The sequence below is a fragment of the Pseudoalteromonas sp. TB51 genome, from assembly GCF_000498055.1.
Taxonomy (GTDB): Bacteria; Pseudomonadota; Gammaproteobacteria; order Enterobacterales; family Alteromonadaceae; genus Pseudoalteromonas; species Pseudoalteromonas atlantica.
The window spans coordinates 20,440-45,003 of the sequence record NZ_AUTO01000075.1; the positions used below are offsets into that span (position 1 = coordinate 20,440).

At 40.5% G+C, this 24,564-nt stretch carries 19 protein-coding genes and 1 pseudogene; 10 read left to right on the forward strand and 10 right to left on the reverse strand.

Annotated features, from left to right (window positions below):
* Positions 1-53: 53 nt before the first annotated feature.
* On the reverse strand, positions 54-947 hold the full coding sequence (locus L650_RS0103140; RefSeq protein WP_029772161.1) for a hypothetical protein: 894 nt from the start codon (positions 945-947) through the stop codon (positions 54-56).
* Between the two features lie 136 nt (positions 948-1,083).
* Positions 1,084-3,321: an exonuclease domain-containing protein gene (locus L650_RS0103145; protein ID WP_029772162.1), complete on the reverse strand. Its 2,238-nt coding sequence runs from the start codon at positions 3,319-3,321 to the stop codon at positions 1,084-1,086.
* 89 nt (positions 3,322-3,410) lie between these two features.
* Between L650_RS0103145 and L650_RS0103150 the strand changes: the two genes are divergently transcribed.
* Positions 3,411-3,905, forward strand: coding sequence for a dual specificity protein phosphatase family protein (locus L650_RS0103150; protein ID WP_029772164.1), 495 nt, complete (start codon positions 3,411-3,413; stop codon positions 3,903-3,905).
* Between the two features lie 293 nt (positions 3,906-4,198).
* On the opposite strand, the gene L650_RS0103160 is transcribed toward L650_RS0103150, so the two are convergent.
* Positions 4,199-4,618, reverse strand: coding sequence for a GNAT family N-acetyltransferase (locus tag L650_RS0103160; RefSeq protein WP_029772165.1), 420 nt, complete (start codon positions 4,616-4,618; stop codon positions 4,199-4,201).
* Positions 4,619-4,787: 169 nt separating this feature from the next.
* Here L650_RS0103160 and L650_RS24440 point away from each other — a divergent pair.
* Positions 4,788-4,921: pseudogene (locus L650_RS24440) on the forward strand (protein phosphatase); the annotation flags it as partial.
* A 7-nt stretch (positions 4,922-4,928) separates the two neighbouring features.
* On the opposite strand, the gene L650_RS0103165 reads toward L650_RS24440, so the two are convergent.
* The 4 genes from L650_RS0103165 to L650_RS0103180 form a co-directional block, all read right to left on the reverse strand.
* Positions 4,929-5,648, reverse strand: a complete 720-nt coding sequence (locus tag L650_RS0103165) for a DUF6445 family protein (protein WP_029772166.1) — start codon at positions 5,646-5,648, stop codon at positions 4,929-4,931.
* A complete protein-coding gene (locus L650_RS0103170; protein ID WP_029772167.1) occupies positions 5,641-6,381 on the reverse strand; it encodes a SapC family protein in 741 nt (246 codons plus the stop codon). Before L650_RS0103170 ends, L650_RS0103165 begins: the two co-directional genes overlap by 8 nt.
* 38 nt (positions 6,382-6,419) lie before the next feature.
* Positions 6,420-7,976 carry a tryptophan halogenase family protein gene (locus L650_RS0103175; RefSeq protein ID WP_029772168.1) on the reverse strand — a complete coding sequence of 519 codons (1,557 nt, stop codon included), beginning with the start codon at positions 7,974-7,976 and terminating at the stop codon, positions 6,420-6,422.
* Between the two features lie 71 nt (positions 7,977-8,047).
* Complete coding sequence (locus L650_RS0103180) at positions 8,048-11,341, reverse strand: TonB-dependent receptor (RefSeq protein ID WP_029772169.1); 3,294 nt, start codon at positions 11,339-11,341, stop codon at positions 8,048-8,050.
* A gap of 356 nt (positions 11,342-11,697) precedes the next feature.
* Between L650_RS0103180 and L650_RS0103190 the strand changes: the two genes are divergently transcribed.
* From L650_RS0103190 to L650_RS0103220, 7 genes are all read left to right on the forward strand, one after another.
* Entirely contained in the window at positions 11,698-12,270 is a 573-nt protein-coding gene (locus L650_RS0103190) for an RNA polymerase sigma factor (protein WP_029772171.1), read from the forward strand.
* Positions 12,263-13,357, forward strand: a complete 1,095-nt coding sequence (locus L650_RS0103195; RefSeq protein ID WP_004585932.1) for a FecR family protein — start codon at positions 12,263-12,265, stop codon at positions 13,355-13,357. Before L650_RS0103190 ends, L650_RS0103195 begins: the two co-directional genes overlap by 8 nt.
* Before the next feature lie 37 nt (positions 13,358-13,394).
* Complete coding sequence (locus L650_RS0103200) at positions 13,395-14,825, forward strand: sugar porter family MFS transporter (RefSeq protein WP_024033747.1); 1,431 nt, start codon at positions 13,395-13,397, stop codon at positions 14,823-14,825.
* Between the two features lie 221 nt (positions 14,826-15,046).
* Positions 15,047-16,306: an OmpP1/FadL family transporter gene (locus L650_RS0103205; protein ID WP_029772172.1), complete on the forward strand. Its 1,260-nt coding sequence runs from the start codon at positions 15,047-15,049 to the stop codon at positions 16,304-16,306.
* 1 nt (position 16,307) lies between these two features.
* Positions 16,308-16,721 (forward strand): YeeE/YedE family protein, encoded by a 414-nt coding sequence (locus tag L650_RS0103210; protein WP_024033749.1) that lies wholly within the window; start codon positions 16,308-16,310, stop codon positions 16,719-16,721.
* Between the two features lie 4 nt (positions 16,722-16,725).
* Positions 16,726-17,127, forward strand: a complete 402-nt coding sequence (locus L650_RS0103215; RefSeq protein WP_029772173.1) for a DUF6691 family protein — start codon at positions 16,726-16,728, stop codon at positions 17,125-17,127.
* Between the two features lie 169 nt (positions 17,128-17,296).
* Positions 17,297-18,376: a mechanosensitive ion channel family protein gene (locus L650_RS0103220; RefSeq protein ID WP_029772174.1), complete on the forward strand. Its 1,080-nt coding sequence runs from the start codon at positions 17,297-17,299 to the stop codon at positions 18,374-18,376.
* Positions 18,377-18,405: 29 nt separating this feature from the next.
* On the opposite strand, the gene L650_RS0103225 is transcribed toward L650_RS0103220, so the two are convergent.
* Positions 18,406-20,541, reverse strand: coding sequence for a TonB-dependent siderophore receptor (locus L650_RS0103225; protein WP_029772175.1), 2,136 nt, complete (start codon positions 20,539-20,541; stop codon positions 18,406-18,408).
* A gap of 454 nt (positions 20,542-20,995) precedes the next feature.
* Here L650_RS0103225 and L650_RS0103230 point away from each other — a divergent pair, with 454 nt between their 5' ends.
* Positions 20,996-21,448: a DUF302 domain-containing protein gene (locus tag L650_RS0103230; protein WP_029772176.1), complete on the forward strand. Its 453-nt coding sequence runs from the start codon at positions 20,996-20,998 to the stop codon at positions 21,446-21,448.
* A gap of 147 nt (positions 21,449-21,595) precedes the next feature.
* On the opposite strand, the gene L650_RS0103240 is transcribed toward L650_RS0103230, so the two are convergent.
* Together L650_RS0103240 and L650_RS0103245 are read right to left on the reverse strand one after the other, a co-directional pair.
* Positions 21,596-22,072 carry an FKBP-type peptidyl-prolyl cis-trans isomerase gene (locus tag L650_RS0103240; protein WP_029772177.1) on the reverse strand — a complete coding sequence of 159 codons (477 nt, stop codon included), beginning with the start codon at positions 22,070-22,072 and terminating at the stop codon, positions 21,596-21,598.
* Positions 22,073-24,496, reverse strand: a complete 2,424-nt coding sequence (locus L650_RS0103245; RefSeq protein WP_029772178.1) for a Lon protease family protein — start codon at positions 24,494-24,496, stop codon at positions 22,073-22,075.
* Positions 24,497-24,564 lie beyond the last annotated feature (68 nt).

Sequence of the window (24,564 nt, forward strand, 5' to 3'; positions counted from 1 at the left end):
CCAACAGGCCGAATAGGTTTCCCCATTCGGCATTTGTGCAAGCACTTGGCGTATTAAAGGCCTAGGTCTAAATCGTTAGTAATGTTGGTTACTACTTCACTTGCGGTGCTAAGTGCTACATCGTTACTAATTTGATCAGTAACCGCTGCACTCACCTGCCCGCTAACACTTTGTTGTACTGTGCTTTGTAAACTACTAACCGTACTGTCTTGCACACTGGCAATTAAAGATTGCTGAACACTGCTTACTACTTCATTACTGGTATTAATTGCATCACCCGCTTGCAGTGCAGAGCTCACTGAGTTTGCAGCCGTATTAGTAATTGCTAATTGGTTTGTAAGCTCACCGGCATTAGTTGCATTAGTTGCATCAGCTTGTGTAACTGAATCGGTAGCGCTGCCCACATTTGAAAGTAAAGAGGCATCTATTGGTGCGTCGGTAGTATCTGGCTGAGCGCCTTGTTCAGAGGTAACAGAAAGTAATGATGACTGGCTCACAGCGGTTGTTAAATTACCCGCCGATGAGGTTAACTGCGTTGTTGTATCAAGCGCTGTATTGACTGTTGTATCAAGCGCTGTATTGCCTGAGTTATTGAAAGACGAGGCCGATGCATTTAATGCATTATTTAAAGATGAGCCGGCAGATGCAACTAATGAATTTGCAGGCTCTGCGGCCTCACTGCTTTCTTGCGCTGGAGTTTGCGTATTATTCGCCGTTGAATCTGTGTTTTGCGAATCATCAGCCGTTACTTGTGTATCGTTAGATACGTTTGACTCGTTGCTACCACTGGCTGTTAAACCATTTTGTGAAAGCGCAATAGATGTAGATGTTTGTTGCTGCGCCGACGTTGACTGAGATAGTTCAATATCAGCGGCGTGCACTGCACCTGTAAAAGTACACACACCGCTTAACATCATTACGCTTACAATTTTATTTAATTTAGTCATTGTTTTGTCCTCTAGTTTGTCGGATTGACATAAAGAAGACGATTTACAAAAACACTTTATTCCAAAAATAAATAAAAAATTATAATAACGTTACTTAATTATTTAAGTTTCATACTCTTAAATATAAGTTACTCGTTTACTGCGTAAGCGTTTCACTGTTTTGGATCAGCAATAACAGCTCGGCAGTGGCGGTAGCATCGGCCAATGCGCGGTGATGGCTGGTTAAGTTTAAATTAAAATGCGCGCTGAGGTTACCAAGCGAATACGACTTTAAGCCTTTAAACGCTCTGCGCGATTCGACCACGGTGCACATTTTTGGCATTTTAAAAAAGTGCCCTGCAACCTCGCATTCTTTTTTTATAAAACCGTAATCAAAGTTTACGTTATGGGCTACAAAAATACTGCCTGCGAGTTTATCTAGTAGTGGCTGTGCTATATCGGCAAATACAGGCGCGTTGTAAACCATGCCATCGCTTATGCCGGTCAATTTAGTAATAAAGCTTGGGATATGGCGCTGCGGATTAATAAGTGTCGTCCAGGTATCAATTACTTTACCGTGCTGCACTTTAACAATGCCAATTTCGGTAATGCGGTTACCGCCTTTTAAGCCGCCCGTGGTTTCTATATCAACTACGCTATAAACACGGTTAGGGTCCACAAACCACTTAACTGCAGCAATATGTACTGTAAAACCTACATTTTTTAAATTATCAATGGTGGTTAATTGGTTGCGCCTAAGCTTATCGCCTGGGGCTTTTACCTCTTCAAAATGTACTTGGCCATTATTAATAACCATTAAGTCGGGGTAACCGTCTTTTAGCTGTAAATAGTGTTTACTCATTGCCGTTAAGTGCGCAATTATCGCTTCAAGCGGGCTGTTTAAAATAAGTGCCTCTAGTGGCTCTAATAAATTGCTGCGCCATCTAAATAAACCATTGGGCTGCTCAAAATACTGCGCGGCATGCTTACATACCAAATTAAGCAGCGCCTGATTAGTGCTACAGCTTTTTAAACGTGCGTCAATTTGCGTGCTTTGTGCTTCATAAAAATTACCAAGCTGCAAAACTTGCGGGTAAATATCAAATTCATTACACGGCGGGTATGGCGACTCTATAAATAACTCGTGCCAAAATACTAAGCCAAACAAGCTTTGCCATAAGGTGTTTTCGGTATTAAAAACCGTTAACCCTTTTGCACTGTAATGCTCATTTACGCCTTGCTCTACATCGCCTCGGTAAATTTCGTCAATTTCAAGTACACACTGGGTATCGGCCAGCATAGTACTTAAGCGCGAACGCGTTTGTTTATTAAACTTACGCATTAAAAAGTCATCAGCAAAGTACAGCAAATCGTCGGTGAGCGGGTTTTCTATAATTTGCTCTAGCTGCGCTTTTACCCACGCTTTATTACCTAGGCGGTATTGCTCTCTTATTTGAATTTCTTGTGCTTCGGCGTAATCGGTGCAGCCTTCAAGTAAGCTAAAAGCAAGTTCGCTATCGGTATTTTTAAGTTGTTTATACAGCCTAACCAGCAATTTATTTTTAATGTCGTGCGCTTGTGCGCCATGCGCCGGTTGCGCTAAAACTAAATGCGAAAGCTCGGTGTAAGAGGTTTTGTCATCAAAGATTTCATCTTTTGTATTACCGGCTGTTTTGCCAATGTTTTTAAACGCTAAACGGTAACGATTTAAAACGTAATTAGATTGCGCCTCAGCCAATGTATTAAAGCGCGACAAGCTCTCGCTGTGCCCTTCGCGGGTAGCGGTTAACCCTAAATCGCGCATAACAAAGCGGTTTTGATGGTTTACATCGCCACTACTTAAGCGCCCTGCAAATAAAAACTCAAAATACTCGTAATAATCTTCACGGTTATTTATCACATACTGGCTATATAAAGGGGCAAGATCATGTGCGCGTTCACTAAAAAATTGGCACGCAATAGTAACCAACTCCCCTTTAGCTGCGCTTTTTTTAAAGCTTACTTGCTCACTGTAATTACTGAGTAACTCCAACAGCATGGGCTTGGTTAAATGCGCTATAAGCTGCTTGTAATGCTGTGCGTTTGGCTCATATAAAATACCCGCTGTTTTTAGCGTATAAATAGCCTGATGCGGCGAAGTTATTTCTTCATAATTAAGTGATTGCGCCTGCACTAAATAAGGCTTGCGCGAATACACACGCGCCAACATGCATTGGCTTTGCTCATCTAGTTGGTTAATTTTACTAATAAATTCACTATGTTTAGGCTCAAGTAAATGCATACATTTACTTGTTACAAACTCAATAAGCTCTCTAAAATGCGCTAAATAGTATTTTGCTGGTAATTCTTTTTTCATAACATCGCCACAACTGTATATAAAAACAGTATCTAGCATTTGTGCTTATTATTCAATCTTAAACTTGTAACTAAAACACGCTATAGTGAGCGTATAAAAGTAAATTTATTAAAAATAAAGGACTTACCATGAGCGCGCACCCATACGATGTTTTATCACTCAATAACGGCGCAAATATTATTTTTACGCCTTGCCCTGGTACAAAAACGCAAAACCTAGCGGATTCAATCGCCACATTAAAAGCCGCTGGCACTCACATGCTGTTATCGCTTATGCCGCAAAAGGAGCTTGAAAAAAACAACGTACAAACAATTAATAGTGAGTGCAATAAGCACGATATAACCTGGTTTCATTTACCTATAAATGACGACGAAGCACCCAAACAGCCTTTTATATCAAGCTGGAACACCCACAAAGCAGACATACTACAAGCTATACAGCAAAAACAAACCATTGCCATACATTGCAAAGGCGGCACTGGCCGCACAGGGTTGGTTGCTGCGCTTATTTTAAATTCGGCAGGTTACACAAAAGAAGAGGTATATAAGTTAGTACAAGGCATTCGCCCTAAAGCGCTTACTATAGTTCTGCAAAAAGAATACTTTAATAACTTTGAGGTATGAGGGAGAAACTGGGGAATATGTTAACGCTCATTCTTAGTTACCCTTTATAAGCTTAGCCACTTATTAACGGTAACTAATCGTAATTATGTAAACCAAAAAAACACCAAATAGGAATGAGCCAAAACCTGCAGGCATAAATGTACTTTTAAATTTTTGAGCAGACCACACAGCAATTAAGAACACCTCGCTTTCCTAAAAACTAATGCCTGCATAAGGCAAGACAGTCGGACTTGACTAAAGTTAGCTAAAGAGTAGTGAAACCAAGTACTTTACGCCTCTTAATACTGTTGCTATTAGACTCGCAAGCTCATGTAGTAGAAACGATCATCTATTCTATCGACTGCAAATCCAATACGGCTATATAACTTAAATGCAGGGCTTCGCTGAAATACTTTGAGGTCTATGAATTTGACGCCTTGTTGACGAGCCATATCAACTACTTTAGCAATAACGTGAGCACAATAACCTTTGTTTTGATAAGCAGTTTCAATCTGAATATCGCGAAGTTGGCAACGCCCTTCTTCAAACGATAAGCGCACGACACCTATGTGTTGCTCCTTACACAAAATATCAAAATTTTTAAGGTTTTTGGTAGCTTGATAAACGTCTTCTACATCCCAATCTACCGCATAAATTTCGTAATAGGGTTTCATATTGTTAAACGTAAAGTGTGCGGCAGCCTTTAAGTCTTCAGTAGCAACAATCTCTAGCATCCATCTAGCCTCAAAAAAGAATTAATACTCAATAAACTAATTAGCCACTTTAATTGAATAAGCTAAACTGCGCTATAAATTACGCGTGCTAATTGGTTAATTAGTTTTAACCAGCTTTCAAGGGGTATATTCAACTTTTAATGTAAAAGAAAATGGGTAATATCAATATGGACGCACAGCGTTAGTCGCTGCGCTTATTTTAAATTCGGCAGGTTACACAAAAGATAAAGTGTACAAGGTATTCGCACTAAAGCACTGACTATAGAATTGCAAAAAGAGTACTTTGAAAGTTTTAGCGGGTAATAAAAAGCTAACGTAAAACAGCAAAGCTACTAATAGTTAAACGCCCATTAATTGGATCGCGTGCATAATCGTTAACCGCATTTATATTACCAGAGTGCAATAAGTTGCTTGGGTATATAACAACCCGATTTAACTTTGCCTCTACACTGTAAACTTGCTCAAACAAAGCTGTACTGCCATTTATATAATGTGGGTTTTTGTGAAGCTTTTGCGCCATGGCTTGCTGCTTAATAGTTTGCCTATATGGCATAAATCGCTCTTTTGTTATGCGTTCATACCCTAGGGTTCTATGCTTATAAAATGAAGTGCCACCATGCGTTTCATCACATAAAAAGTGTACCATAGCAAGTTGATTCATATTAGGTGTATCAAAATGAGGGAGCATTTGTATTGGCCTTAGCTCATAAGGTTCAGTGCATGCAATTGAAAAAGCAGAAAGTATTACATCAAACTCGCTTTTATCTGTCATATCAAAGTGTGAATTAATAATTGGCGCAAGGTCTTTTAACCGCTCGATATAACTAAGCGGTGCTACTTTTCTTACTCCTGGATAAAAATCACTTTCTTGTGCGCAAAATGTTTCTCTAGCGTTTTGAGAAAACACAGCAAAATTAATAAGTGCATCTACATTATTTACAAAATCATCAATAACAATGATTGGGGTTTGCTCCTCCCCAACAGTGTGTATCTGTAACACCATATTTTTGTTAAGTGTAAAATCAATCATCGGCTAAATTAAGCACCGCATTTTTACGCTCAATCAATGGGTATATTTGGCCAAGTGAGGTTATAACAGTATAAATAGCGGGTAATAAAGCGCGTTGATGTAAAAGCGTAATTTGATCACTATCAAGTTGTGCGAGTCTTTCTTGATTAATAGTGTATAAGCCGTTTAACTTTGTTTTTTGACTGTTCTGAAACGTTACCTCAAGCGATAATGGCTGCAGTAGCTCATGCTGTAACAAAGTATCTATTAACTTTTTATTGTCTATTTCGCCTTGTAGTAAATGCCCTAAACACTGCTTTATTTTTTTTAAATAACCACTTTCTTCTGCGTTTTGGGCATAAATTGGTTCTAAATCATTCTGGCTTTGCGCTTGGTTATTAATGACTGCTGGGCTATTTAAATTAATACACACAGGGTATTGAGTTTGCTTTGCATGAGTATCACCAACAAAAAATGGCTGACGCTGTAACTGAAGCGGTAAATATACTCCCTGCCACTGCGAGTGCTGATAAAACAAGTTCTCATGTTGCTCAAAGCCTAATAAAGCATTGAGTGTAAACTCCCCTGTTTCTGAGTTTTTTGCAAAAACTATAGGCTGCTGAACGGCAATTTGATTAAGTTCTGCCATAACAACAGGGATCATATTAATGTTTTCAGCGTGTGATTGTGCTTTTTGTGTGTCTATTTTTATATGCTGATGAGCACTTTGCTCTAATGCGACTAAATTTTCCATGCGTGTCTCTTTATTGTTTTTATGTGTAAATTTTTAAGCTAAATAGTGCTAAAGCCATGACTCTTAATTTTATTTAACAATTCTCGGTTACTAGGTAAGTTAGTGACTGCTTGGTTTATCATGCTTTTATTTTTATCAAACTGACTTTTAGCAAAATCAGTGTCTTTAAGCATATAGGAAGTTGTGCTGTAGTCACTTTTAAAGCCCATACCATATAAAACATATTGATAACTCGCCGCTGGAAACACCTCATTGTTACTTGTAAAGTCGTGGTCAGCAGGGGCGCGGTATTGCCATAATTTCATTAGATCTTGTAGGCTTTGAGGAATCGTTTTTGGGTCTCTGTTATCACGCCAAAATGCGTTATCGTCACGGGTTGATAAAATATAGTGTAACTTTAAAAAGTCGATTATTTTTTCCCACCTGTAGCTAAACGTCTCATTAAAGCGCTTGGCGGTAATATCCATAATATCGCGGGTGTGGGGGAGTTGTTCGCTTATCATTTGCGCTGACATTTCTACTAATACCAATGCAGAAGCTTCAAGCGGTTCCAAAAAGCCAGCCGAAAGCCCTACCGCAACACAGTTGTTCTGCCAAAAGTGTGAGCGATGGCCACTTTTAATAGGGATTTTTCTAATTGTTAACGACTCTATTTTATCGCCAACATACTCTTTAAGCTTTTCTCGTGCTTGTGCTTCGCTACTGTATTTACTCGAATACACATAACCTACCCCACGGCGGTGTTGTAACCCTATATCCCATATCCAGCCTGCTTCTTGCGCTGTTGAAATTGTGTGAGACGCAATGCTCTCATCTTCATTCTCATAGGGGACTTGCACTGCTAAGGCGGTATCGATAAACAGCACATCATCGCAAGGCATAAAAGGAACCTTATAATGCTCGCCTAATAACAATGATGAAAAACCGGTACAATCGACAAATAAATCACCGCTAATTTCACCTTGTTGCTTTGTGGTAACACTTGCAATATCGCCATTTTTAGCACTATTGACCTGTGTTACATCAGCTAAAAAATGTTTAACGCCAAGCTCCTGCGTACAATGTTTTTGTAAAAAAACGGCAAATTTTGCCGAGTCTAAGTGGTAGGCATAATTGGCTAAGGCAGCATATTCTGGGGTGCGAATTGTTTTAGGAGCAAGCCCTTGCTCACAAATAGCTTCTTGGTAACATACTGCATTAGAAAAAGACGTTGACTCAGCGGTATTATTTAACCAATGCCCTGCCATATCTGTTTTTGAAAAGCCCTGTGGCAAAACTAATGGGTGATAATAAAAATCATCCTTGCTGCCATCTACCCATTTGGCAAATTTTGCACCTTGCTTAAAGCTTGCTTCGCACTCACGTATAAAGTCGGTTTCGCTAATACCAAGTGCTATTAATGTACTACGCATGGTAGGCCAAGTGCCTTCACCAACACCTATAATTGGTACATTTGGAGATTCAACTAGCACAACATTAAGGCCATCGGGGGTATTACTTTTATGGTGCGCCGCTAATCGTCCTGCTGTTAGCCAGCCCGCTATACCACCACCAACGACAACCACTGTTTTTATTTTTTTATTTTGCTGGTTCATACTTGTTACCTATAAAGGCATATTTAAAAAGTGGCTATTACTAAATGTAAAAGCCACTTTATTAATTAAAGTTAAAAACTACCGCGAATACCTAACGCAAAACGTCGTCCGCTATCTTCAACCAATAATAATTGATTAGAAAAACGACCACGCTTGTGCACATACTCTTCGGTTAAGTTAATACCTTCAAAAAATACCGATACATTTTCGGTAATGTCATAGCTGCCGCTAGCATCAAGTTGTGCGTAATCTTCCACAATTGTCACACCATCACCATTTAGCTGTGTAAGTGACTGTACGAAGCTATCGCGCCAGTTATAGGCTAAACGCGCTTGAAATGGTCCATTCTCATAAAAGCCAACCACATTATAAGAGTCGCTTAAGCCTGTTAATGCAAATACTTGAGTTATATCTGCAGGGTCTAGCTCTGCATCACTGTCTACAAATGTTGCATTAACCATAAAGCCAAAGCCACTGTCAAAACTATGCTGTAAGGCTATTTCCCAGCCATCAACAATCGCCGATTCGCTATTATTTGGTAAGGTGTTTGTAAATACAGCCGTTGAGTCGGCTGCATCAGGGTTATCTACATCGTTACCTGTTGAAGGGTCAGTCAACAATCCGCCACCAGACAATTCAAAGGTTAAATCTTCAGTGGTATTGATAATGAAGTTAGCAACATTCTTTCTAAAGTAACCAGCGGATAAATAACTGGCATCAGCGTAATACCACTCTAATGATAAATCTAAGTTATCAGAGGTAAACGGTTCAAGTTCAGGGTTACCAGAGCTTGATGTTAAATTGCCCCCCTGCCGAGTTGTTTCGATTACAGTTACAGGCGACATACTATCGAGTGTTGGTCGTGTAATTGTTTGTGATACAGCAGCACGTGCTATTAGCTCATCGCTTATTTCAAGCTTTACACTAAAGTTAGGTAAAATCGCTTCGTAATCTGAACTTGCTGAAATATTTTCTACGGCGCCAAAGTTTGCGAGCATTTCCGTTTTATCTAAGATCGTTAATGCACTAACTGGCTCGTCTGTGCCTTTTACTTCTACATCGGTGCTTTCGTATCTAAAGCCGGCTGTTGCGTATAAAGGCATGCCTGCAAGTTCAGCTTCAAAATCAAATTCTGTATAAAACGAGAAAGTATCTTCAGTTATCTCAAACGACTTATTACGCTTAACTGCATCAAAACTAATAGGCTGACCATTCGCTGCAGCTATTTGCTCAAGGTACGCAAAGTTTGCCTCACCATCATGTGCAAGCCATGACGTTGGCATACGACCGCTGCCGCTCACATCAGATAAAAAGTCATCCCCTGCGTCAAATACAAATTGCGCTAAGCCATCCATACTTGGGTCATCTGGGTAACCACAAAAAGTACAGTGAATACCAACACCTTCGTTATCCCAACGATCGAGATTTTTTGTTTCAGTTGAATACATAGCACCAAATTTGACCGAGACTAGGCCTGATGTACCATCGTTATGCCAAATGCTATCCCAACGAAACTGATCCACGGTATCTTCTACAGCCCAACCACGGCGTAGCATTACATGTGCTCGGCTATTGGCTGTATCTAAATGGTTTGATACGCCATCTGGTGTAACTGCAGGGTTATAAGCAACACCGTCCAGCTCTTGCTGGCCGCTATAAATGTTAGGGTTAGCAGAGGCAAACTCACTCGCATAAGGTAAAATACCGCCATCCACTTCAAATCGAACTCGGTTAGCATAGCCAATCAACGATAACTGATCCCCGCCACCATTATTAGCCTCACGCTCAGCTTTTGAGTGGCTTAAATCAAACTTCATATTTAAGTTATCGTTTACATGCCAATCAAAGTTTAAACCTAATGCGCTAGAGTTGGTTAAACGATCAAACTTTTTAGCGTGCATATCGGTGGCAAGGCCTACCTCTTGATATAAATCAACCACAGTGCCATTTTCATCAACAGTTGGCCCTGCAGCGCCGCCAAAGCCTTCTAAGTTTGGCGCTGTAAACCAATGCCCATAAGACGTTGTGTCTGCTTCTACATCAAAATCAGAATAGAGCGCATCAGCAGTGATAACTAAATCATCTGAAGGTGCGTACTGTATTACTAAGTTTGCATTGGTACGTGTACGTGTTTCTGTTGTTACTTTATGATCGTAATTACGCGGCGAAAAAATATTACCGGTGTATGCTTGCCCGCTTTGAGTTTGCGGGTTTGGGACGCCCACGTTTTCTAACCAGCCGTCTACCTGCGCCTGGTTTAAGCGTGTTTCGCGCTCTTGGCGAGAAACAGCGAACAAAACCCCCAATGTGTCATCATTAAATGTATTACTAATTAATCCAGAAATTTCAGGTGTAGTTTCTTCGCTATTTTCATCGTAAATACCCTTAACGCTACCTGCCACTTTAAAACCGCTAATCGCAAATGGTCGCGCAGTATTTACATTTACTGTTGAGCCAATACCACCAGATTGCATAGTGGCTGTTGAGGTTTTAAATACATCTAAGCTTTTAACTAGCTCTGATGCAATAGTATCAAAGCTAAACGCACGGCTTTGATTTTCAGAGGCCATTTGGCGACCATTTACAAGCACAGTATTAAACTGCGGGCCAAAACCACGCACCGTAATAAGCTGCCCTTCACCGCCTGAACGGTCTATTGAAACCCCCGTAATTCGCTGTAAAGACTCAGCTAAATTTGTGTCAGGAAATTTACCAATATCTTCTGCTGAAATGGAGTCGACCACGCCGCCCGCTTCTCTTTTGGCATCCATAGCTCGGCCAAGCGAGCCTCTGATCCCGCGTACTTCAATTATTTCTGGTTCTTGTGCTGCTGTCTCTGCCACTGCAGGGAGCGTTGCCATTGTGCTTAGTACAGCTAGTACAGCACTGGACACGCCATTTTTTTTATAGTTAGCCATGTTGTCAGTTCTCTCGAAACTTGGGTCTATTAAAATAGATATTTGCCCATCTTCGCTAACATGCGGTTGCAACCCTGTGCCATCGAGTAAAATCTGTAATGCGTTTATTATTGAATACTCGCCAGCAATAGTATTTGTTTGTAACTGCTGAATTTTATCCAGCGGAAAAAGCAAAGTAATATCGGCTTGCTCGGCAAAATTTATTAGCGATAAATCGGCCCTTTGTCTTGGAATATTAAACACAGCTTTATCGTTTACAGCGCTCGCTTTTACCTCGGTGGTGAGTAAGCTAAAAACCAGCGCATAAAGCGGTAAACAAAGCGGCAAATGTAAATATTCCTTGTGTATAGTTTTTGGCCACACACAGAACAAAGACGAGTGACTTTTTATTTTCCTCCATAAATTTTTTTTATTTTTTTTTAATAAATTATTTTTTTGACTAGCCATGCTAATTTTTTTTATGCCTTTATTATTTTTATTGTTTGCGCTTTTAACTGTATTTTTAAACAATTAAAAATACAGTCCACATTGCAATTTTTTACTTATTAATTAAAAAGTTAAAGTTTCTAAAGTACAGAGCCAGTACTTAGTAAGGTATTTATAATGGCAAAAACTGTAGTACACTTCGCCTTTACATTACAAGCTTTATGCCCTTTGCGGTTAGTGAACATTAAATTTAAAAATAAAAAAACTTATTTATTTTTTAAATTTAATGGCGGATTTTTTCTTACCATTCGTCTTAGTTTGTATTGGCAAAACAATAACAATAATTGCCGTAAACACACACACGAGACACACACTAAATGACGAAAGACACACTTTTTTATAAGGTCTATTTGGCCTCGCGCAAAAGTCTCTCAAATGTAGTTGCACGTATAGTGCCGCCACATGAAATTGAAGATATAGTGCAAGAAACTTATGTGCGAATTTGTCAGATTAAAAACACTGAAAACATAAGCTCACCAAAATCTTTTATTTATAAAACGGCGCGAAATTTAGCGCTCGATTACCAAAAGCAAGCCAATATACGCCTAGTCGATGGGATCGACAACATGGAAGCGTTAGAGCAACTCTTATCGGAACACCAGCAAGACGAAATGTACGAAAAAGCACTCACCGATAGTGAATTTTCTAATTTTTGTGAAGCCATACGGCTTTTACCTGTGCAGTGCCGTAAAGTGTTTGTATTAAAAAAAGTGTATGGTTATTCGCAGCGAGAAATTGCTGCTCAATTAAACCTTAGTGAAAGTACCGTGGAAAAACATATAGCAACAGGCATGAAACGTTGTACGAAATTTATGCGTCAATCTACAAAAAGTGTTTATGGGCAACCAAATACTTCTTCGCAGCTAAATGCAGGAGGGAGGAATGAGTAATGTTCATCATATAAACGAACGAAACACTAGCGACGATGCGCGCCTTGATAAAGCAAGTGAGTGGCTGGCTAAACTTGATCGTGGACTGTCTAAGCTCGAAGAACAAGCATTAAAGCAATGGTTGTCACAATCTTATAAAAATGTAGAGGTGTTACTTGAAGTAGCACAGCTGTGGGACAAAATGGACGACCTCAGCCGCTTGTCAGATCTGTTTCCACAAACACCAGTAAAACAAAAACGCCTCCCTGTGTGGTTAGGTGCAACAGCTGCATCTATTTTATTAGCTGTTGCACTTAGCTTTTTTCAAGAAGCGTTTAACTTTTCATTTTTTTACCCGGTTAATCAATCAGCTGTGGTTGCTAAACAGCTTAATTTTCAAACCGACGTAGGTGAAAGTAAGGACATACTGCTTTCTGATAAAAGTAAAATCACCTTAAACACAAATAGCTTTGTTCAAGTGAGGTATACCCAACACGCTCGCGTAATAAATTTACTGCGTGGCGAAATTCATATAGACGTAGCTCACGATAAAATGCGCCCTTTAAGTGTTATCGCTGGTGATAAAGTTATTCAGGCTGTTGGTACTGCATTTAATGTAGAAGTAGGTCAAAAGCAAATAGAACTGATTGTGACAGATGGCAAAGTCCTTGTTGCAGAGCAAAGTACCAAACCGTTACCAAATCTTTCCCAAGGGACTAATAAACAAGGTCAGTATTTATCAAATAGTTCAACTTCGGTGTCAAAGGGAGAAAAACTTGATTTAAGCTTCAAAGGCAAAATTGCTAAAGCGGCCGAAAAAGTTGATCCTATGGATGTAGCCGCTAGATTATCGTGGCGTAAAGGTAGCTTAATATTTAGAGGTGAATCACTTGCTGAAGCCATGGCTGAAATCAGCCGCTATACAAATATAGATTTCGAGCTTTCAGAGGATGACCGTCTCAAAAAAGTACAAGTAGCTGGCATGTTCAAAACGGGCGATATTAAAGGACTGCTAGAAGTATTAAACAATAATTTTAATATTGATTATGAAAGAGTTAGCCCAGATAAAATTCGTTTAAAATACGCAGCACCACACGTCTCAATATAGTAAAGTACACAATAATAAAAAACCAGGACACACAATTATGACATCACCTCTCTCGCCGAGCAGTAATAGCTCGGCGCACACATTGGGCACATGCTCTCTTTTTTACGTAATTTTTATCTCTGCCGTGGCTGCTATTGGTGGCTTTTTATTTGGTTTTGACTCGGGTGTTATTAACGGCACGGTGTCGGCACTCGGTAATGCGTTTAATTCAAGCAGTGTAGCTACGGGCTTTAACGTAGCGTCTGTATTACTTGGCTGTGCCTTAGGTGCACTTGCTGCGGGGCCGCTGGCTGATAAGTTTGGCCGGCGTGCAATTATGATCATCACCGCGATTATTTTTGCCATTAGTGCGTTTGGTTCGGGCATTAGCGAAAGCTCGGCCGAGTTTATTTTTTACCGCTTATTTGGTGGCTTAGGTATTGGTGCTGCATCGGTATTAGCGCCGGCTTATATTGCAGAGGTTGCACCACCAGCCCTTCGTGGTCGTTTAGCTACATTACAACAACTCGCTATTGTATTGGGTTTATTTGCTGCATTTTTAAGTAACTATTTAATTGCTGATGCAGCAGGTAGTGCGCAAAATATTTTAATGCTTGATATAGCCGCTTGGCGTTGGATGTTTTGGGCTGAGCTTGTGCCTGCAATACTGTTTTTAGTGGGTGTGTTGTTTATTCCTGAGTCGCCTCGTTATTTAGTGGCGCAAGGTAAAGTAGACGATGCAAAAACAGTATTTAGTAAAATTTCGAACGACAACGTTGCTGAGCAAATAAGCGATGTTAAAAGCTCCTTACGCAGCGATAAAAAGCCGAGTATTCGCGATTTATTTATTGATGGCAGTAAAAAAGTACACCCGATTGTATGGGCGGGTGTTGCGCTGAGTGTGTTTCAGCAATTTGTAGGTATTAACGTGGTGTTTTATTACGGCTCTGAGCTTTGGCAAGCTGCTGGGTTTGATGAGTCGCAATCGTTATTTATAAATGTATTAGCGGGTACGACTAATATTGTATCGACCTTTATTGCTATTGCCCTTGTTGACAAAATTGGCCGTAAGCCACTGCTATTAGTAGGCAGTATTGGTATGTTTATCAGCTTAAGCGCGCTTACTTATATATTTGGCAGCGCAGGCCTTGATGAAGCAGGCAAGCTTGTACTTAGCGATAACATGGGTACGTTCGCGCTTATTATGGCTAACTTATTTGTGGTATTTTTTGGTTTAAGTTGGGGCCCCGTTGTGTGGGTGTTATTAGGCGAAATGTTTAATAACCGTATTCGTGGGGCAGCGCTTGCTGTTGCTGCAAGCGCGCAGTGGATTGCTAACTTTGCCATTACCATGACCTTCCCTATTATGCTGGCTAAAATTGGCCTTGCAGGTGCGTACGGCTTTTATGCTTTATCGGCACTTATTAGCATATTTTTTGTGGCTAAATACATTACAGAAACCCGTGGTAAAACACTTGAGTCTATGTAATTAGCCCTGAAAGCGGTGAACTCTTTTCACCGCTTTGTGCTTTTTAGGTAAATGATTGATTCAATAGCAGTATTAAACCATCTAATAATTACTGCGCTAAACAGTGGCTTATCTCTCGCGTTCAGTATTCCTTTTTACTATAAGGAATCGATTTAAATTCCTTTTTTGAATATAGAAAATTAGCTATTGTCCGCGTTTTCCCACTACGTATGTCTATCAAAATGAAAAATAAGTTAGTATCTGGTTTGGCCCTAACCCTTACTTTAGGTTCGTTTAACGCATTTGCTACCAATGGGTATTTTACTCATGGTTATGGCATGACCCACAAAGGCATGGCGGGTGCGGGTGTTGCGCTATCTGAAGAGTTAATGTCTGGCGCTAATAACCCTGCTACCTTTTTAGCTAATGGCACGCAATTATCTGTGGGCTTAGAGCTTTTTTCGCCTGATCGAAAATACTCAGCATCCGATGTAGATACCTTTTACCCTGACGCATTTTACCTGCAAGCAAAAACCCAAAAAAGTGATAACACTTTATTTGCTATTCCTGAGTTTGCTATTGGCCACCAGCTTAATGACAAAGTAAGTATTGGCTTATTAGTTTATGGTAATGGCGGTATGAACACCGACTACAGCGCCGATTCAGAGCCTGAAGGCACATTTTATGCTGGCACTACTGGTGTTGATTTAAAGCAAATGTTTATTAGCCCAACAATAAGCTACAAACTTAACGAGCAAATACGCCTTGGTGTATCACCAATTTATGCAGTGCAGCAGTTTAAAGCTACAGGCCTTGGAAACTTTGCGCCTTTTTCGCAATCGCCCCAAGCCCTTACCAATAATGGCACCGACACCAGCACAGGCTTAGGTATTCAATTAGGTATTAGCCAAGATATAAACTCGTCATTAAGCTGGGGAGCAAGTTACCGCTCATCAGTGTCTATGCAAGAGTTTGATAGCTATAAAGGTTTGTTTGCAGAGCAAGGTGGATTTGATTTACCTAGTTCGCTTCAAATTGGCGCAGCTTATAAAATTACGTCAAATAACCAGCTTGTATTTGATTGGCAAAAAATTAATTACAGTGAAGTAAACAGCATTGCTAACCCGATTGATAATTTAATGTCGGCTCCACTAGGTGCCGATGCAGGCGCAGGTTTTGGTTGGGACGATATGACCATTTATAAACTTGGCTATCAGTGGCAGCGTACAGCAAAACAAAAAATTCGCTTAGGTATTTCGTATACAGAGCAACCTATTCCTTCATCAAACGTTTTACTTAATATTTTAGCGCCAGGTGTGCAAGAATGGCATTTTACTACGGGGTTTAGCCATTCTATTAGTAACACGGTACAATTAAATGCAATGGCTTTTTACTCGCCAGCTAAAAAAGTATCGGGTGCTAACTACTTAGCGCCAAACCAACAAGTATCAATTGAAATGGAACAATCAGGCCTAGGTGTGTCGGTTGTTTGGGGAATATAAAATGGTTACAGAGTTTACGCCAATAGCGGCAGCTATAGGGGGTGCTTTAATAGGAATAGCGTGCGCACTATTACTGGTTTTATACGGAAAAATAGCCGGTATATCAGGCATTGTTAAATCTGTTTTTAATAAGCAAACGGCTGAGTCGCGTTGGAAATTATACTTTATTGCAGGGCTATTATTAGCCGGTATTGCAGTGCGTATATTTGCGCCATCTTTATTAGAAGGTGAGCTGAGCTTATCGCCTGTGCTTATAGTTATAGCTGGGCTACTTGTCGGTATGGGCACCTCATTAGCTAATGGCTGTACAAGTGGCCATGGCGTATGTGGCATGTCGCGTTTTTCTACCCGTTCGTGGGTTTCAACATGTACATTTATGGCCGTGGCTATAATTACAGCAAACCTAGTAGGTTAAAAAAATGACAGCAGTAATTCATGTTATTTTAGGATTTATATTTGGTTTAGGGCTTATCATTAGTGGTATGACAAACCCCGACAAAGTACTTAACTTTTTAAATTTTCAAAATCAATGGGATGGCAGTTTAATTATTGTAATGGCTGTGGCTATGGGAATAATGATGCTGGCATGGTTTTGGGTTGCCAAAAAAGATAAACCACTGCTTGGTGAAACGTTTACTTTAAGTGATGTCAAAAACATTAGCCCTCGGCTAATCACTGGCTCTGTACTGTTTGGTTTGGGCTGGGGATTAAGCGGCATATGCCCAGGCCCGGGCCTTGTGCAACTTACTTCACTTAAAATGGAATTTTGGTTATTTTTTGCAGCCGTACTTGGCGGTATGTGGATAGCTAAAAAAGTATAAATTTAACTTCGAAATATATACGGCCTTAGTCCTTCATTAAAACTGGCAGGTATTAGCTTGCCAGTTTAACGCTATTTAAATAGCCTCTCTTTCCTTGCCTTGGCTAACTATTCATATAGGTACATAACTTGCTGCTTACTCTTTTAAGTTTATAAAAGAGAGGTAAGTAATGTCTGCTACTACTTTTTACAACCTAACAGAGCAACCTTGGGTAGTTATTGCTATTTGTTTAGTTTCTATAACTATAGCTTTGTTTTGCATCCGCTTTTTTATAATGTACTGGCTTAAAAAGTGGACCTCTCATACTAAATTTATATTCGATAGCTTACTTATCGCCTCTATCTCTAAACCGCTCACCCTTTGCACAATTATTGTGCTACTCACCATTATAGAGCAAGGGTTGTTAATACAAGGCGAGCCGGTTGCGAGCTATATTTCGTTTTCGACCATTAATATTATTTTGGGCTTAGTGGCTATTATTTTATTTTTTGACCGCTTTTTTGTGGGCACCATTAATTACTGCAGCAAAGAGTCGGCGGTAATTTTTAATTCGCAAAGTATTATTAAAGGCATTATTAGGGTAAGCGTTTTATCGGTCGGGGCTTTAGTGCTGTTAGGCACCTTGGGTATTTCTATTACGCCTATAATTGCCTCGTTAGGTATTACGTCATTAGCGGTGGCACTTGCCCTGCAGCCCACCCTTGAAAACTTTTTTTCGGGCGTACAACTTGTTATAGATAAACCCATACGGGTGGGGGATTTTATTGAGCTTGAGTCAAAGGAGCAAGGCTTTGTAGAGAAAATTGGTTGGCGCTCTACGTGGGTTAAAATGCTGCCAAATAATATGATTATTATTCCTAATAGTCAGCTTTCTAAATCGCGTATTATTAATTACTTTTACCCCGAAAAAGAACAGAGCGTACCTGTTGATGTAAGCGTTCACTACAGCTCAGACCTAGAATTTGTAGAGCAAGTAACGCTAGAAGTTGCGCGCCAAGTACTGATTGACCATGAATGGGGGGTTGATGATTACAATACCTTTGTGGTGTATCACACCTTTGATAACTCAAGCATTAATTTTACCGTAATGCTGCGCGCAAAAGAGTACTTTAATCGGTTTTGGGTTAAATCTGCTTTTATTAAAGCGCTACATAAACGCTATAACCAAGAAGGTATTGTGATCCCCTTCCCTATTACAGCTATTAACACAGCGCAAGAAGCCGCTAATTTTAATAGCAATAAAAAATAAGCGCGAGATAAGCTCGCGCTTAATTTACTTTAAAATTTATAGGTTACTTGGCCTACTATTTCACGTGGGCTGCCCGGGAAGTGACCGTTACGCTCACTAAAGCCACTTACTGCGTATTCTTTATCAAATATATTATTAATATTTACGCTTAATAACACATCGTCAAAGCGCGTAGTCCAGCTCATATCAAATACAGTAAAGGGTTTAACTTTTTGGCCATCTTGGCTTATTTGCTCGCTTACGTAATTTGCGCCAAATGCTATAGACGAGTCGATGCTATCAAGCGCAAAACGCGACCATAAACCAGCTTGGTGGCGCGGCGCATTAGCAAAGCGAGAGCCATCACCGTAGGTGCTTGAAATAGTATCGCCGGTTACACCTTCAACAACCAATGTATCGTTGTAGGCGTAGTTAGCGGTTAGCGTCCAGTGCTCGGTTAAATCGCCCACCAGCGTTGTTTCAAACCCGCGGCTTTCTACCTCACCAATATTTAAAAGTGCTGCAATGCCGTCACCCGCGCCCGTGTCGTCTGGGTTACTCATTACTACGTTTTCTTTATTAATTTGGTAAATAGCAAAGGTGCTCATAATTTTGCCATCTAGCCATTGGTTTTTCATACCAATTTCGGTTTGTTTACCGGTTTCTGGGGTTAAGTTGCCCTCGCCTTCTACATCTTCTTGGTCACCCGATGATGCTGGGTTAAAGCTTTCTGAGTAGTTTATGTATAACGAGGTATTTTCAACAGGTTGGTATGTAACGGCCACGCGCGGTGTTACATCGTTATCTGAATAACTGTAACCGGTTTCTTTATTTAGCTCTTTAAAATAATCGTAACGCAGGCCGGCAATCACGGTCCATTGCTCGTTAATGCTTACAACATCTTGTACGTAAATGCCAAAACGGTCGGTTTCAACACCATCGCGGTTCATGTCGGTAAGGTTATATGTACTTGGGTCGGTTTCGCCGTAATTTAAGTCAAATATGTTTAAGTTAGCCACGCCGTCCGCTTCATAACGGGCGCGTAAGTAATCGTACTCGGTATCGACTATGTGGTAGTCGCCACCAAATAATACTTGGTGTGCTAATTGGCCTTGCTCAAAGCTATAAACAAAGTCGGTGGTTAAGCTTGTTTCTTCGTTGGCGCGGTATTGCTTTCGGTATTCGCGTTTAATGGTTTCGTCATCAATATTTGCTTCACCATCGCCGTTTACATCTACCCAGCTTTGCGACTCATGGTAGGCTTGGTCGCGTTCGTTATCCATGTAACGCAGTGTGCTACTTACAGAAAAATCATCATTAAAGTAATGCTTTAGCTCGGCTTGCAGCACTAACGCTTCCATGTCTTGGTAGTCAAATGCTTCATTTGCGTTGTAACTAGGGTCAACTAAAAAGTTGCCATTGTCATCTACCGGTACACCACGTAAACGGTTACCGCCTAAGTCTTGCTTAATGTAATCAACTGTGGTGGTTAGTGTGGTTGAATCGGTTAAATCAAATAATAAACCAGCGGTAAACTCACTGTTTTTTGAATCTGCATTATTACGAAAGCTGTCTTGCTCCTCGTAATAACCACCTACTCTGTATGCCACGGTGTCGGTTAAACCGCCGGTCATATCAAGTGAGGCGCCATGTGTGTTGTAATTGCCAAGCGTTAGTTTTAGCTCTTTAGTTTGCGTATAACTTGGCTTTTTAGTCACGTAGTTGATCATACCGCCTGGCTCACCGCCACCATATAACGCAGAGGCTGGGCCTTTTAATACTTCTACACGTGCAACATTAAATAATTGTGGTACACCAAAGCCCGAGTACGGGTCGCCGCGTACGCCATCGTAAAATACATTGGCATCGTCTCTAAATCCACGAAAAGTAACGCCCGAATAACTGTACTCACTTACTCCGGCTATTGAGCGGTATAAATCGGTAATATCGCGCGCGGCTTGGTCAATAATAAGCTGCTCGGTTAATACCTGCGCAGATTGCGGTAATTTAATAAGATCTAAATCCGTTTTAGTCCCAATTTTACTTTCGGTTTCTAGGTAAAACTGCTGAGCGCGACCTGTTACTTCTATTGTTTCAATTTCGTTATTTTGCTCGGCAAATGCCACATTAGAAAAAGCAGAAAAAGACGCAGCAATACTAAGCGCCAAGTATTTTTGGTTAAACATGTTGATCCTGAAAAGAGGTGTATAAAACGCCGCGAATGATAACGACTATCATTACTATATGCAATGCAAATAATTTCATATTCATCCTTATTTTTCGAATTAATCGCAACTAAAATAGCTACTTAAAGACTTTTATGCTCACGTTTTATACATATTCCCTTTGCGCAGTGTTGAACCAAATAAGGAACTCAGATAGTGTGTATTTTTCATACGCTTTATAATAGCAATTCGCATTAATACTTAATCATTTTGTGGGGCTAAACGTGTCGCTACTTGCGTTAAAAATTCTCATTTACGACTGCATGGATGCAGAAGGTAGCGCAATGCAGAAGCTATTGCCGAGAACGACTAAATAGCGAATTTATTGCCTAGCTATCAACACGTTTTTCCAGCCTCAAAATAAACCGCTTAATTAAGCGAATTGGTACCGGCCTTTTTTTATGAGGAGCAAACCATGTTAAACCGACTATTTTTAGGGGTTATTTTACTCTCGGCCACGGCCGTGGCGAGTGCGAATGACAGCTTAGTACGTTTTCAAAGTAATTATTCTGTTCAAGAAACGGCTAACCGTTTTGAAAAAATAGCCAGTAACAAAGGGATAACCATTTTTGCGCGGGTAGATCATCAAAAAAACGCTCAAAATGTTGATATGGAATTGGCCCCAAGTGAAGTGATTATTTTTGGTAATCCAAAGGTAGGCACACCGTTAATGCAGTGCCAGCAAAGTGTGGCGATAGATTTACCGCAAAAAGTACATATATCTCAAGACAACAATGGCCAAGTTTGGCTTACCTATAACAGCCCCACTTATTTACAAGAACGCCACAATATAAAAGGCTGCGAAGAAGTACTTAATAAAATAGCTGTGGTGCTTAATAAGCTTTCTATGGCAGCGGTGGCCAAATAATTAAAGTTATACCAAACCGCAGTAATACTTAATTAAGCGAATTGGTTTTAATATTAAATAACTTAAATAACTTAAAAAAACACGCAATAAAAAACCCGTTAGCTAACGGGTTTTTTATAAAGTTAATAACACTTTTTTACGCGTGTATTAAGACTCAATAGCCAAAAGCTCTACTTCAAAAATAAGCAGTGATGCAGGTGGAATACTGCCCACTCGCTTTTCGCCGTAGGCTAATTGGTGCGGTACATAAAATATGTACTTATCGCCTGGGCTCATAAGTTGTAAGCCTTCGGTCCAGCCTTTAATAACCTGATTTAAACCAAAGCTTATTGGCGTTTTACGCTCTACTGAGCTGTCAAATACGGTGCCATCTATTAACGTGCCGTGGTAATGCACGTTTACTTTACTAGTAGGGTTAGGTGTATTTTCGCTTTCACCTTTGTGCAGCACTTTGTACTGTAAGCCTGAGGCGGTTTCTATTACGCCCTCTACTTTTGCGTTAGCGACAAGGTAGTCGGCTTCAATTTGCGCGTTAATGCCAGCTTGTTGCTTTGCTTTTTTACTATTTTGAAAAATTAAAAAACAAAATATAGCGATGATCACCGCTAAAATTATATTGATCATTTAGTGTTTTTCCTCATCTTCATCGGCTTCTTTATCTTCTTCGCTATCACCATTAACTATGTCGGCTATATCTTTTAAGCGTGCTAAAGCAATACCGTTAACAGAATCCTCTGGGTATTCGCCGTCAATAATATCGCCTGCATCAATATCCATTAATAAGTTAAGTGCTTGGTCTACAGTTTCTACTGCGTAAATATTAAATTTACCGCGCTCAACCGCTTCAAGTATTTCATCATCAAGTACTAAGTTAACTTGGTTAGATTTAGGAATAATAACGCCCTGCTCGCCTGTTAAGCCGCGCATTTTACACAGCTTAAAAAAGCCTTCTATTTTTTCGTTTACACCGCCAATGGCTTGCACATCACCGTGTTGGTTAATAGAGCCTGTAAGGGCAATAGACTGGCTAATAGGCAAACTGGTAATAGCTGATATAAGCGCACATAGCTCAGCAAGTGAGGCGCTATCGCCATCTATATAACCGTAGCTTTGCTCTATAGCTATGTTAGCACTTAGTGTTAAGCTAAAGTGCTGGGCGTATTTATTACCTAAATAACCGGTAAGTAGCATTACACCTTTTGAGTGAATTGCTTTACCTAGCTCGGCTTCACGCTCAACATCTATTACACCATCGGCGCCGGCGTATACGGTGGCGGTAATACGCGCGGGTGTACCAAACGACGTATCGCCAATGTGCAGCACTGTTAAGCCGTTTACTTTACCAATGGCTTGGCCTTGTGTGGCAATAAGCGTGTGGCCTTCTTTTATATCGCTTAGCATATTTTCACTTATTTGGCCGGTGCGGTACTGCTTACCTTCAATGGCTTCATCAATATGATGCGCATCAATCAGTGTTTGCTTATCTTGCTTGGCGTAAAAGCTGGCTTCAGCCACCAGTTCAAGCACATCGGCAAAGCGCGCCGATAATTTATTATGGTGCTCTGCTTGGCGGTAGCTAAATTTAAGTAACCGCACCATGGCGGCCTCTGTGGTTGTGCACTTTAACGTTTGCTGGCAGTACTCACTCACTTTAGTAATAAATTGGTACTGAAGCTTATCGCTACTTGGTAAATAGTAATCAAAGTCGGCAAGTACTCTAAACAGCTCTGCAAATTCTTCATCGTACTCACCTATGGTGTAATACAAATCGCGCGAGCCTAATAAAATAATTTTTACATCAAGAGGAATTAATTGCGGGCGCAGCGTAAAACTGCTGCCTACTGAGCTGTCTTGATACGGTAGGTCGTTTTTAATTTGGTGCGTTTTAAGTGAAAGCTTTAAGCCATCCCACACTTGCGGGTTGGCCATTACTTTTTCGGCATCCATAATTAAGTAACCGCCATTTGCACGGTGCAATGCACCAGGCTGTATAGAGCGATAACTAGTTATAAGTGAGCCTTGCGATGTTGAATACTCAATTTTGCCAAATATATTGCCAAAGGTTGGGTTTGGCTCATACACCACAGGCGCGGCATCGTCTTCTTTAAATTCAACTAAAATGTTAGGCGCAAAAAAGTCGGTAAGCATGCCTTTACGGTCAAAGTCTTCTTTGCTTTCTTCGCTTTCATCTTCATCGTCTAGCCACTCAAGTACTGCATCAATTATTTCTACGCGAATGTCTTTTAAGTAGCGCAGCACACCAATATGTGCAGCGTATTTATGCTCTAAGTCTTTTAATAATGGCTTTGTAGCTTGCTCGGCTGTGGCCTTTTTTAGATTACGCTGTTTTTCTTTTGATTCGCGTTTCCAGCGAGGCAACTCAATCAGCGCTTCAATTAAGGCATCTTCTAGTTTTTCTATTTTTTCAAAAAACTCATCACGAAGCTCTTCATCTAGGGCGGCAAATTCGTTATCGCTTAACTGCCTGCCTTCAACTAAAGGCGCAAAACCTACGGCGTTTTTCTCTTCTATTAGCGCTACGCTTTGCTCAAGCGCCATTTCTTCTACTGCGGTAATAGCGCTGTCGTAAGCGTCGTTAAATTCGCTCTCGATTGACTTTTTTTTGCGTTGATAAGCTGGGTTATCAAACGCTGCCGGAAAGGTGTCGAGTACTTCATCTAAAAATGAGTCTATGTCGTCACTTAATTGCTTGCTTTGCCCTGCTTGCATAAATAGCGCAATTGGCTCGCGGTGGTCGTCGTAATTATTAACATACAACCACTCGTTAGGTGTGGGGCGATCTTTTGCGTGTTGTTTAAGTTTGTCTTTTACGAGTGTAAATCGGCCATGCGCGGCCTCACCCATTACATAAACATTGTAGCCTGGCAGCTCCATCCCAAGTGAAAAGTCGAGCGCACTTTGGGCGCGTTGTTGGCCTATAAAGGTAAGTTGCTCTGGGTATGGATTGCTCATACACGTGCTAACGTGATTAGTAGAAATGCTCGGTGCGAGCTTTGAAACAGATAATGGCAGCAGTTTTTTCGTCATTCTAACTTCTTTTTGTACCAACATACTCGCTGGCTTTGGGCGTATTAAGTGGCCTACAAGCCACTTAA